This window comes from Nocardia sp. CA-145437 (assembly GCF_050956485.1).
GTDB lineage: Bacteria > Actinomycetota > Actinomycetes > Mycobacteriales > Mycobacteriaceae > Nocardia.
On record NZ_CP191204.1, the window covers coordinates 5,438,929 to 5,450,125 of the forward strand.

11 protein-coding genes are annotated in these 11,197 nt (G+C 70.6%); 4 read left to right on the forward strand and 7 right to left on the reverse strand.

Annotated elements, in window-relative coordinates:
* The first annotated feature begins 57 nt into the window (after positions 1 to 57).
* Genes ACQPYY_RS25360 through ACQPYY_RS25370 form a run of 3 tightly spaced genes read left to right on the forward strand, consistent with a single transcriptional unit; the run spans position 58 to position 1,905 of the window.
* A complete protein-coding gene (locus ACQPYY_RS25360) occupies positions 58 to 648 on the forward strand; it encodes an energy-coupling factor transporter transmembrane component T family protein (protein ID WP_433591253.1) in 591 nt (196 codons plus the stop codon).
* Positions 649 to 682: 34 nt separating this feature from the next.
* Positions 683 to 1,231, forward strand: coding sequence for a biotin transporter BioY (locus ACQPYY_RS25365; RefSeq protein ID WP_387306787.1), 549 nt, complete (start codon positions 683 to 685; stop codon positions 1,229 to 1,231).
* Entirely contained in the window at positions 1,228 to 1,905 is a 678-nt protein-coding gene (locus ACQPYY_RS25370; RefSeq protein WP_433591254.1) for an energy-coupling factor ABC transporter ATP-binding protein, read from the forward strand. The genes ACQPYY_RS25365 and ACQPYY_RS25370 overlap by 4 nt, the downstream gene beginning before the upstream one ends.
* 53 nt (positions 1,906 to 1,958) lie before the next feature.
* Here the strand turns inward: ACQPYY_RS25370 and ACQPYY_RS25375 are convergent, their stop codons facing one another.
* From ACQPYY_RS25375 to ACQPYY_RS25390, 4 genes are read right to left on the reverse strand one after another with little or no spacing between them, the layout of a single operon-like run.
* Positions 1,959 to 2,663, reverse strand: coding sequence for a HalD/BesD family halogenase (locus ACQPYY_RS25375; protein ID WP_379094997.1), 705 nt, complete (start codon positions 2,661 to 2,663; stop codon positions 1,959 to 1,961).
* 31 nt (positions 2,664 to 2,694) lie between these two features.
* Complete coding sequence (locus tag ACQPYY_RS25380) at positions 2,695 to 3,963, reverse strand: deoxyguanosinetriphosphate triphosphohydrolase (protein ID WP_433591255.1); 1,269 nt, start codon at positions 3,961 to 3,963, stop codon at positions 2,695 to 2,697.
* Between the two features lie 3 nt (positions 3,964 to 3,966).
* Positions 3,967 to 4,623: a YdcF family protein gene (locus ACQPYY_RS25385; protein WP_433591256.1), complete on the reverse strand. Its 657-nt coding sequence runs from the start codon at positions 4,621 to 4,623 to the stop codon at positions 3,967 to 3,969.
* 44 nt (positions 4,624 to 4,667) lie between these two features.
* Positions 4,668 to 5,363: an MBL fold metallo-hydrolase gene (locus ACQPYY_RS25390; protein WP_379094989.1), complete on the reverse strand. Its 696-nt coding sequence runs from the start codon at positions 5,361 to 5,363 to the stop codon at positions 4,668 to 4,670.
* 61 nt (positions 5,364 to 5,424) lie between these two features.
* Here ACQPYY_RS25390 and ACQPYY_RS25395 point away from each other — a divergent pair, with 61 nt between their 5' ends.
* Positions 5,425 to 7,443, forward strand: a complete 2,019-nt coding sequence (locus ACQPYY_RS25395) for a TPM domain-containing protein (RefSeq protein WP_433591257.1) — start codon at positions 5,425 to 5,427, stop codon at positions 7,441 to 7,443.
* 276 nt (positions 7,444 to 7,719) lie between these two features.
* Here ACQPYY_RS25395 and ACQPYY_RS25400 read toward each other — a convergent pair whose 3' ends face one another.
* From ACQPYY_RS25400 to ACQPYY_RS25410, 3 genes are all read right to left on the reverse strand, one after another.
* Positions 7,720 to 8,325, reverse strand: coding sequence for a response regulator transcription factor (locus ACQPYY_RS25400; protein ID WP_433591258.1), 606 nt, complete (start codon positions 8,323 to 8,325; stop codon positions 7,720 to 7,722).
* A complete protein-coding gene (locus ACQPYY_RS25405; protein WP_433591259.1) occupies positions 8,322 to 9,452 on the reverse strand; it encodes a sensor histidine kinase in 1,131 nt (376 codons plus the stop codon). The genes ACQPYY_RS25400 and ACQPYY_RS25405 overlap by 4 nt, the downstream gene beginning before the upstream one ends.
* Positions 9,453 to 9,696: 244 nt before the next feature.
* Positions 9,697 to 11,139, reverse strand: coding sequence for a molybdopterin-dependent oxidoreductase (locus tag ACQPYY_RS25410; RefSeq protein WP_433591260.1), 1,443 nt, complete (start codon positions 11,137 to 11,139; stop codon positions 9,697 to 9,699).
* Between the last annotated feature and the right edge of the window lie 58 nt (positions 11,140 to 11,197).

Consider the following 11,197-nt stretch of genomic DNA (forward strand, 5'->3'; position numbering starts at 1 on the left):
GACGCACGGCTGGACGCCGGACCGAATGGCCTTTCCGGCGCATGCCAGGATCGATGCGTGCTCAGCCTCTACCACGACGCCCGGACGCCGGTGCACGTCGTGCCCGCGGGGGTGAAGCTGGCCGGGCTCGCGGTCGCGGGGACGGCCTTGTTCTTCGTGTCGTCGATCACGGTGCTGACCGGCGTGCTCATCGTGGTGCTGGGGTTGTACGCGCTCGCGCGGATTCCGTGGCGGACGACCGGGCGGCAGGTCCTCGCGCTGCTGCCGTTCCTGGGGTTGATCGTGATCGCGCAGGTGATCTTCACCGACGCGCGTACGGCGGTCCTGGTCGGGGAACGCCTGCTCACCCTGGTCCTGCTGGCCAATCTGGTGACCTTGACCACCCGCACCTCGGCCATGGTCGACACCATCGAACGCGCACTCACCCCGCTGCGCCCGCTCGGCGTCCGCCCCGAACGGGTGGGCCTGCTGGTCGCCATGACCATCCGATTCATCCCGGTCATCCGTGAGCAGGCCGAACTCGTGCGCGCCGCCCAGCGGGCTCGCGGCATCGAGCGCAGCACCGTCTTCCTGGTCCCGCTACTGATCCGCACACTGCGCATGGCCGACGGGGTCGGTGAGGCCCTGGACGCTCGGGGACTGGACTGACCGGTCGGTCCAGCAGCCATTTAGGATGCCTCGGGTGCGTAGTAGGGATTTGGCGCAGATCGCGCTGTTCGCGGCAATCATGGTGGTCCTGGGATTCTTCCCGCTGATCCAATTGCCGGGCGCCTTCGCACCATTCACCTCGCAAACTCTGGGCGTCATCCTGGCGGGCTCGATTCTGGGCGCCAAGCGCGGCGCGCTGGCCATGCTGCTCTTCGACGTCATGGTCTTCGCGGGACTGCCGGTGCTGGCGGGCGGGCGCGGCGGCCTGTCGGTGATCATGGGCCCGACGGGTGGTTTCGTGATCGCCTATCCGATCGGCGCGCTGGTGATCGGCCTGCTCACCGAACGAGTGTGGAAGCACTACAACCTGCCGCTGGCCCTGCTGATCAACTTCCTCGGCGGCGCGATCGTGCTGTACGCCATCGGGATCCCGTGGATGGCCGCGGCCGCGCACATCTCGCTGGGCAAGGCGATCACGACCTCGGTGGCGTTCCTGCCGGGCGACGTGGTCAAGACGGTGATCGGGTCGCTGGCCGCGGTGGCGGTGCGCAAGGCGTATCCGATGATTCCGGCCCGGGCATGATCGAACTCGACGGCGTCTCGCACCGATTCGGCGAGCGCGAAGTACTGCGCGACCTGGATCTGCGGTTGAGCGAGCATCGGATCGCCGTCGTCGGCGCGAACGGTTCGGGCAAATCCACCTTCGCGCGGCTGCTCAACGGCCTGCAGGTGCCGACCGCGGGGACGGTCCGAGTGGACGGCCTCGATACCCGCAAACAGGGCCGGGCCGTGCGCAAACTGGTCGGATTCGTGTTCCAGGATCCGGATGTGCAGATCGTCATGCCGACGGTCGCCGAGGACCTCGCCTTCGGGCTCAAGCACCACGGCGTCGCCAAATCCGACATCCCGCAACGGGTCACCGAGACCCTCGCGACCTACGGCCTCACCGAATTCCGCGACCATCCCGCGCATCTGCTCAGCGGCGGCCAGAAGCAACTGCTCGCCATCGCCGCGGTGCTGTCGGTGCGACCGGAGTACGTGGTGTTCGACGAACCGACCACCCTGCTCGACCTCCGCAACACCCGCCGCATCACCCGGATGCTGCGCGACCTCCCGCAGCGATTGGTCGTGGTCTCCCACGATCTGGACCTGCTCGCCGATTTCGACCGCGTGCTGGTGTTCGACGAGGGCCGCGTCGTGGCCGACGGCCCGCCCGCGAAGACCATCCCGCACTACGTGGCCATGCACTCCGACTGAGGCTCAGTCCACGACCTCCGACCGAGGCTCAGTCCACGACCTCCGACCGAAGCTCAGTCCTCGCGCCCGAACAGATGCCTCCGCACGTGCGCGTTCAACCGCTGCCCGGGCCGCGCGTTGAACGCCATGTGCACGCTCACCCGCGGAATCTCACCCTGCACCGGCGTCACCCGGTGCCGGGAGCGCCGCCCGGCGTGCAGCACCAGCGTCCCGGGCACGGTCGGCAGCATCTTCACCATGTGCCGGTGCCGCATCGGCAGCCCGCCCCCGCGCTCGATGAAAGCGCCGGGCAGCGGGATGTATTCGAGTGCTCCGCCCCGCTCCGGCGCGACGATGTGCAGCATCACCGTGTAATCGGACATGTCGTAGTGCCAGTCCTGCATGTCCCCGTTCTCGTGGATCTGCACGGTCATGGCGCCCAGTTCGTCGGCGGACCGGTAGGCCTGCTCCCCCACCAGGTGGGAGACGAACTCCCGCAGGGGTTCCCAGTGGTAGAGCGCCTTCAACGGCGAGGAGTCCGGAATCCGGTCGCAGGCCACGGTGTATTCGAAGCGCATGGCGTCGCCGAGTCCGTCGGAGAGCACGTCGGCCGCCATCTCGGTGACCGCGGCGGGCCGCAGGAATTCGGGCAGCACGGTGACTCCGCTGACCAGGAAGTCCGCCTGCGACCGCTCGATCACCTCGCGCAGCCGTGCCACAGACCGTCGGTCGAGCGGATATCGCTCGAGGTCGACCAGGTCGTCCACCTCGCGTGTCATCGCGCGCCCCCTGCCGCCGGATTCACCGGAATCAGGGTATCGCGGCGGCGATGCGTTCCAGGCGGCTCTCGGTGTAGGAGGCGATCTGGTCGACGATCACCCGCACCCGCGCGGTGTCGTCGGCGGCTTCCTCCCACCACGGCAGCAGTAGCCGGTCCAGCCCGTGCGGGGCGGCGGCGAGCAGCCGGTCGGCGACGAGCAGGATGCGTTCGCGCTGCCCGGCCTGCCGCACCCGGTGAATCGGGTCGGAGAGCACGTACCGCAACGCCATGGTCTTGAGGACCGCGACCTCGGCGGCCACGATGCGCGGCACCTCCAGATCGGCGGCGTAACGCGACAATTGGCGGCCGCCCCACGCGGCGCGGGTAGCCTCGACGGCGGCGGTGGCGAAGCGGCCCACCAGATCGCTGGTCAGCCGTTTGAGCGCGACGGAGGCGAGCAGCGAGCCGTCGTACTCGGCGGCGGCCGCGACCACCGGTAGTTCGGAGAGCCGCTGCGCCGCGGCCACCATGTCGTCCACGGAATGCGCGGCATGCCGTTGCGCGCCGAGTTCGGCGAGCGCCACCTGTTCGACCGGATCGGCCAGGGCGCGCAGGTCGATACGCCCCACGATGACCCCGTCCTCGACATCGTGCACCGAGTAGGCGACATCGTCGGCCCAGTCCATGATCTGCGACTCCAGGCACTGGCGGCGTTCGGGCGTGTCCTTGCGGACCCAGGCCAGGCGGTCCATGTCCACCCCGTAGGCCCCGAACTTCGAGCTGGGACCCGTTCTGCCCCACGGGTATTTGATGACGGCGTCCAGGGCCGCCCGGGTCGGGTTGAGCCCGACACTGACGCCCTGATCGTCGATCACCTTGGGTTCGAGCCGGGTGAGGATGCGCAGGTTCTGCGCGTTGCCCTCGAAACCGCCGTGCGCGTCGGCGAATTGGTCGAGCGCCTTCTCGCCATTGTGCCCGTAGGGCGGGTGCCCGATGTCGTGGGCGAGCCCGGCCAGGTCCACCAGGTCGGGATCGCAGCCCAGGCTGTCGGCGATGCTGCGGCCGATCTGGGCGACCTCCAGCGAATGGGTGAGCCGGGTGCGCGGGGTGTCACCGTCGCGGGGGCCCATGACCTGGGTCTTGTCGGCGAGCCGCCGCAGCGCTGCCGAGTGCAGGACCCGGGCCCGGTCACGCGCGAACTCGCTGCGCCGGGCGGGGCACGGCGACCAGCTCAGTCCGGCCGTGTGCTCGGTCTCGGGAACCATGCGTTCCCGGTCGGCGTCGGTGTAGACCCCGTCATAGTCGATGCGTGCGTTCATTGCTCACTGATCCGCCGTGTATTTGAAGTCCGCCGAGAAATGGGTCAGCTGATACCAGAGCAATGCGAAGGTCTCCCGGAAGATCCCGTGCGCCTGCGATTCCCGCGTGTACACCGCGGGCCCGGTTCTGGTGGGGGCGGTCCACGCCGACAGCGCGGCGTCCCGCGCCATGGTGCGGGTGCGCAGCGAATGCCAGGGGTCGCTGACCAGCACCACCGACGATTTTCCGCGCGCCAGCAGCGCTTTCGACACCGCTTCCACGCTCTGCAGGGTGTCGGAACCGGTTTCGACGGCCAGGATCCGGTCCTCCGGGACGCCCTGGTCCTTCAGGTAGTTCTTGCCCGAGGCCGCCTCGGTGTAGTTGTCGCCGACCTGTTTGCCGCCCACCGTCACGATCATGGGGGCGACCTGCTTGCGGAACAGCTTGTGCGCCTGGTCCAGTCGCGCCTCGAACACCGACGACGGGGTGCCGTCGTACTGGGCCGCGCCCAGCACCACGATGGCGTCGGCGTGGGTGTAGTCGTCGATGCGGGCCACCTGCCACACGTGCAGTGCGGTGCCGCCCACCACGACCAGGCCCATCAGCACCCCGCCGACCAGCAGCCGCCGCACCCAGCGCAGCGTGCCGCCACCGCGTTCGGGGGCGGTGGATGTGGCCATGTCCTGTGCCAACCAGTCCGGTTCGGCTCGGTGGTTGCGGAGTCTCACCAACCGCGTTGCCGCCATTCGGGCAGGTGCGGGCGCTCGGCGCCGAGGGTGGTGTCGTCGCCGTGGCCCGGATACACCGCGGCGTCGTCCGGATAGCGGTCGAACAGTTTGGTCTCGACGTCGCCGAGCAGCGAGGTGAACTGCTCCGGAGACCGGGTCCGGCCCACGCCGCCCGGGAACAGCGAGTCACCGGTGAACAGGTGGACGCCGCCCGCGCCGTCGGTCAGCGCCAGCGCGACCGAGCCGGGGGTGTGCCCGCTCAGGTGGATGGCCTCCAGCACGAGGTCGCCGACGTGGACCTTGTCACCGTCGGCCAGCAGCCGGGCCGGGGGCACCGGTAGCGGCGCGGCGTCCAGCTCGTGCGCGGCGGTCGGAATGTCGATGGCCGCCACCACATCCTGGAGCGCGAACCAGTGGTCCTGGTGCTGATGGGTGGTGACGATGAGCTCCAGCCGGCCCGGGGCCTCCTGGCCGATGAGCTCGAGGATCCGCTCGGCCTCGTTGGCGGCGTCGATCAGCAGGGTCGCGCCGGTGGCGGCGCATTGCACCAGATAGGTGTTGTTGTCCATGCCACCGACCGACATCTTCACGATGCGCGCGCCCGGAACCTCACGCTGCTGCGGATTGGAGCCGGGCGAGACGTGGCCCGTGTAGGGCGAATCGATGGTGATCACGTCACCGATCGTAGTCATGGCTCCCGACACAGTGTGCAGAAGAAACCGACCCTCCGCGTTCCACAGTTAGATTCGATGCATGCGGCCACCGAAGCAGCTGTCCCTCCTCGTGACCGGTCTGCTCGCGGCCTTGGCCCTGGTCGGCGGCCACGCCGCGCCGGCCGCGGCCGAGACGCCCCTGCGACTGCCCGGCTATATCACCGACCAGGCCGGGGCGCTGGACCGCGGACAGGCCGCGGAGCTGCAGCAGGCCATCGACGCGCTGTACTCGCGCGACCACGAGCGGCTGTGGATCGTCTACGTGCGCGACTTCAGCGGAATGGACTCGCACGCCTGGGGTGAGCAGACCGCGAAGCTGTCCGGGTTCGGGGATCGCGACGTGCTGCTGTCGGTCGCCGTCGATGATCGGGCGTACGCGTTCACCGGGACGGTGCCGCAGTCGGTCAGCGACAAGGAACTCGACCGGCTGCTCACCGACAGGGTGGAGCCGAAGCTGCGCGACGGGAACTGGGCCGGGACCGGGCTGGCCACGGCGACCGGGCTCTCGGACGCCATGAGCGGGTCCGGCGGCATCGGACTGTTCCCGATGCTGATCATCGCGCTCCTGGTCGCGCTGGCGGTGCTGGGGATCTGGTGGTGGTCGAAGCGGCGCAAGACGCGGCGGGAACGCTCGGTCATGGATTCGGCGCGCAAGGCCGATCCGACCGACACCCGGACGCTGGAGGCCCTGCCGCTGGTCGTACTGGACGCCCTGTCCAAGGAGACGCTGGTCGACACCGACAACGCCATTCGCACCAGCACCGAGGAATTGCGGCTGGCCACCGACGAATTCGGGGCCACCGCCACCACCCCGTTCACCGCCGCCCTGGAGGGCGCGAAACGGGCGCTGGCCAAGGCGTTCTCCATCCGCCAGCAGCTCGACGACGACATCCCCGAGACCCCGGATCAGCAGCAGCGCATGCTGATCGACCTGGTCAGCAGCTGCGGCAGCGCGAATCGGGACCTCGACGCCAAGGTCGGCGAATTCGACGCCATGCGCAATCTGCTCATCAATGCCGGAGAGCGGCTGGACGCGCTGACCCGCGATCTGATCGAGCTCACCGCGCGGGTACCCGGCGCCCAGGCCACGCTCACGGCGCTGGTGGCCGCGCATCCCGCGTCGGTGCTCGCGCCCATCCACGACAACGTGAGCATGGCGAGCGAGCGAATCGGGTTCGCGGAGAGGACGATCGCGGACGGCCGGACCGCAGCCGCCAAACCGGTCGGGCAGCAGGGCGCGGCGGTATCCGACATTCGCGCCGCCGAATCGGCCGTGGACGCGGCTCGCACGCTGTTGGACGCGGTCGATTCGGCCGCCACCGATATCGAGCAGGCGCGGGCCGGACTGTCGGCCATGATCGAGGAACTGCGCGGTGATCTGGCCACCGCCGGCGGACTGTCGGAGCACGGCGGCACCGATCTGCCCGCCGCGACGGCCGCCGCGCGCACGGCTCTCGATCAGGCCACCGCTGACGGGGCCACCAATCCGCTCGGGGTCTTCCGACAGGCCGTCGCCGCCGACGCCGCGCTGGATCAGGCCATTGCCGCGGCCGGCGATCGCAAGCGGGCAGCCGATGACCTGCGTCGCCGCCTCGACCAGACGCTGACCGCGGCCCGCAGCCAGGTCAATGCGGCCGCCGACTACATCAGTACCCGTCGCGGCGGTGTCGACGCCGAACCGCGTACCCGTCTGGCCGAGGCGCAGCGCAGTCTGGAGCAGGCCGATCAGCTCGCCGCCTCGAATCCCGAGCAGGCTCTCCAATCCGCCCAGCGCGCCGTCGAACTCGGCGATCGCGCACTGCACACCGCGCAGGCCGCGGTGCAGGAATGGCAGGCCCAGCAGCAGCAACGCGTGTCCTCCGGCGGCTCCCAGACCGGGGCCATCCTGGGTGGCATCCTCATCGACGGAATGCTGCGCGGGATGGGCAATGAATACCGCCGCGGCGGTGGCGGATTCGGCGGCGGTTTCGGAGGCGGGGGCGGTGGCCGCAGCTACGGCCCCGGCTCCTTCGGCGGTTCCGACGGCTCCCGGCGGATCAGCCGGGGCGGCCGGTTCTGAGGGTTCGGCTCACCTGAGGTGAGCCGAACCCGGCGCACTCACCAGCCGGAGCCGGTCCCACCCGAACCCGTGTTGGCCACGATGGTGCCGATGACCATCTGCGCGAGCCCCGCGATCAGGCTGAGAATTCCCATGGTGTCCTCCGACTTCCGCTTCCTCACCGACTGTCCGGTGTAGCCGTGAACCTAACCCGGCAAACTTGAGAAAGTGGCTCATTTCAGAACATTTCCCACAATGTGCCACCCGTGGTCATGATTCAGCTAATGCCCCGGGGTGCTAGAGCCAGCCGAGACGCTCGGCCGCCCGGACGGCTTCGGCGCGCGTGCGGGTGCCCGTTTTACCGATGGCGGAGGACAGATGGTTGCGGACCGTGCCCTCGGACAAGTGCAGCAGTTTGGCGATGGCGCCCGCCGTCGCGCCGTCAGCGGCCGCGGCGAGAACCTCGCGTTCCCGGGCGGTGAGGGGTGAGGTTCCGGCCGTGAGGGTTTCGGTGGCCAGGGCCGGGTCGACGACGCGCAGGCCCAGGTGGACACGGCGGACGGCGTCGGCGAGTTCCCGGGCGGGGGTGTCCTTGACGACGAAGCCGGAGGCGCCCGCGTCGATGGCACGGCGCAGGTAGCCCGGGCGGCCGAAGGTGGTGACCATCAGGATGCGGACCGCCGGATGGGCGGCGTGCAGATGGGCGGCGGCCGAGATGCCGTCCAAGCCGGGCATTTCCACGTCCAGCAGGGCCACGTCGGGGGTGGTGCGCTCGACGGCGGCGAGCACCTCGTCGCCGCGGCCGACCTCGGCGACCACGTCGAGGTCGGGTTCCAGGCTCAACAGGGCCGCCAGGGCGCCGCGGACCAGAGCCTGGTCGTCGGCGAGCAGCAGTTTGATCATTCCGGCTCCTTGATCGTCTCCGGGAAGCTTGCCAGCACCCGGAAGCCGCCGTCCGGGCGCGCGCCCAGGGTGAGTTCGCCGCCGGTGGCCCGGACCCGCTCGCGCAGTCCGGACAGGCCGGATCCGGTGCGGGCCGAGTCGCGCGGGCCCACGCCGTCATCGGCGATCTCGATGCTGTTCGGGGTGACCCGGACCCAGCAGTGCGCCGCGCCGCTGTGCCGCACCACATTGGTGACGGCCTCGCGCAGCACCCAGCCGAACACGACGCTGTGCCGCGATGGCAGTTCGCCGGGATCCGGTAGCACGGCCTCGATTTCGGCGGCGTCGAGCGCGGTGCGGGCAGTGGTCAGCTCGCCGGCGAGCGAAACCGCCCGCAGCCCACCGACGGTCGAGCGCACTCCGGCCAGCGCCTCCCGCGCCAGCTGTTCCACATCCGCCATCTCCGTCTTCGCGCGCTCGGGGGCGACGTCGACGAGCCGTTGCGCCAATTCGGTTTTCACGGTGATGACGGTGAGCGAGTGGCCGAGGATGTCGTGCACGTCGCGCCCGACCCGCAGCCGCTCCTCCGCCACGGCCAGTTCGGCGAGCTGCTGCCGGGCGATGTGCAGTTCGTGATTGCGTTGCAGGATCACCCGGATCCCGCCGACCGCGAAGGCCGCCAACACGATCGACTGCATCAGCGAGTACGCGGGCGGCTGCCCGGTGAGCAGTTGCGGCAGCACCGCGAACACCACGATCAACGCGAGTTCGAGGGGGGCCGCCCGCCGCACCGGGAGCGTGAACGCGATGTAGGAGGCCATGTAGACGCCCAGCCCGAGCATCTGCGAGTGCAGGGTGACCGCCGCGGCCGCGATCAGCGCCGCCTGCACGGCCAGGGATCCGGCCACCGCCGGCCAGGGCGGCCGCGGCGGCCAGCCCTGGTCGGACGGGCCGCGCACCAGCAGCCAATAGGACGCGACGTAGGCGACGCCGAAGGCGACGATCACCGCGATCGTGTACGTGCGGGCCACCGGATTCTCGAGCTGCCAGCCCTGTCGCAGCGGGTCGAACAGGTATACCGCCCACACGGCCGCGAGCAGCGTCCCGAACCGTCGCCGTCGCCGAATACCCGCCTCTTCCGCGTCCACACCGCGGGACGCTACCCGAGCCCATACCGATCGTCGCCGGTCAGCGTGCGGTCCTACGGCGGATCGAGACGGCATGACAGCGCTCAGGGACAGCATCGGGGCAGCCGGCGGCACCGGCCCGGGGCAACGCGGCACGAGCCACACAGGGTGAGGTTCACACGAATACCGTCACCCGCCGCGACCTGCCGCGCATCCTCGGTTCGTCACTGTCCGCCCATGACAGATGTCATGGGCGGGGCGAGGATCAGGCCGTGACGGTGACGCTGTGCAGACCGCCCGGGCCGATCGGGAACGGCGGGCGCTCCTCGGCGTCCTGGACCTCGCCGGAGCGGCTGATGGCGCGGGCCTGAATGGTGTGGGTGCCCGGCGGCACATCCACGATGGTGCGCCAGCGCCGCCAGGCGGCGGGAGCCAGTTCGGAGCCGAGTTCCACCGGCAGCCAGTCGGTTTCGCCGATCCGGATCTCCACCCCGGCGACCCCGTGCGGCGGGGCCCAGGCCACGCCCGCGACGGTGAACTTGCCGCCGCCCGCGCCGCCGCCGGAGGCGACGTCGATGCGGGCCTGCGGCCGCACCCACAGCGGTTCGGTGGGCCAGCCGCGCTTCCACCAGTAGTCGACGTGGCTGTCGTCGGTGAGCTCGAGTTCGCCGACCCACTTCGCACCCGAGTACTGGCCGTAGATGCCGGGCACGAAAACCCGTGCGGGAAAGCCGTGTTCGGGCGGCAGCGGCTCCCCGTTCATGCCGATGACCAGGTAGCCGGGCCATTCGCCGGTGCGCAGCGGTTCCAGCGGCAGCGAGATGGTGTAGCCGTCGACGGCGCGGGTGACCAGCCGGGTCGCGCCGGATTCGGGGACGGCGTGGTCGAGCAGCTCGGTCAGCGGGACGCCGAGCCAGCGGGCATTGGCGCAGCGGCCGGAACCGACGGTGTTGTGCACGCACACCATGACGGCGTCGAATTCGACGGCCTGCTCGGCCAGATCGGCCAGCGACAGCCGCAGCCGATGGGCGACCCGGCCGCCGATGGACAGCCGCCAGTCGGCGGGGTCGATGCGCGGCGCTCGCGAATTCACGTCCGCCACATAGAATTTGCTCGCGGGCGTGATCAACGGAGTCAGGCCGGGCTCGCTGCCGATGCCGTCGTCGGGGACCGGGACGTGCGCGCCCATCGGGCCGACCCGGCGGGCCCGTTCCCGGTGCCGCTGATCCTGGCGTCGCACCAGCGTTTCGGCGGCGGCGATCAGGCCGGTTCCCGCTGCGGCCCACAACAATCCGTGCCCGGTGGGCTTGCGCAGTCCGGCCCGCAGGACGGCCGCGGCGGCCACCGCGCCGAGCGCCCCGGGCACCGAGCGGTCGGTGCTGCGCAGGGCCGCGGCCGCCGTGGCGGCGCCGAACACGGCGGCCGCGGGGGTGCGCAGCCGCGGCGGGAGCAGCGCCGTGCCGACGGCCGCGCCCACACCCCACAGCGCGACACCGAGCCGGGTCATCTCCTTGTCGTGGTCCCCGGCCTGCGCCACCATGGTCTCGACCACCGGCACGGGCGCGTAATCGGCGGCCAGCCGCCCGATTCCGTCGAGCATGGAGCCGCCGCGCGCCGCGGCGAGCAGCTCGCCCGCGCCGAGCGCGCCCACCCCCACCGCGACCGCGTGCAGCAGCCCCTTCTCGTCCGCCGTCCCCTTCACCGACACTTCTCCGAACCTTCCGTCGCCGACCGGGTTTCCGGGCCCATTGTTCCCCAGCCGAGCG

Bases quoted from the DNA above. Each gene is read 5' to 3' on its own strand.
- ACQPYY_RS25395 (WP_433591257.1), top strand. From the start codon at position 5,425: ATGCGGCCACCGAAGCAGCTGTCCCTCCTCGTGACCGGTCTGCTCGCG.
- ACQPYY_RS25385 (WP_433591256.1), bottom strand. From the start codon at position 4,623: ATGGCCACATCCACCGCCCCCGAACGCGGTGGCGGCACGCTGCGCTGG.
- ACQPYY_RS25380 (WP_433591255.1), bottom strand. From the start codon at position 3,963: ATGAACGCACGCATCGACTATGACGGGGTCTACACCGACGCCGACCGG.
- ACQPYY_RS25370 (WP_433591254.1), top strand. From the start codon at position 1,228: ATGATCGAACTCGACGGCGTCTCGCACCGATTCGGCGAGCGCGAAGTA.
- ACQPYY_RS25400 (WP_433591258.1), bottom strand. From the start codon at position 8,325: ATGATCAAACTGCTGCTCGCCGACGACCAGGCTCTGGTCCGCGGCGCC.
- ACQPYY_RS25375 (WP_379094997.1), bottom strand. From the start codon at position 2,663: ATGACACGCGAGGTGGACGACCTGGTCGACCTCGAGCGATATCCGCTC.
- ACQPYY_RS25390 (WP_379094989.1), bottom strand. From the start codon at position 5,363: ATGACTACGATCGGTGACGTGATCACCATCGATTCGCCCTACACGGGC.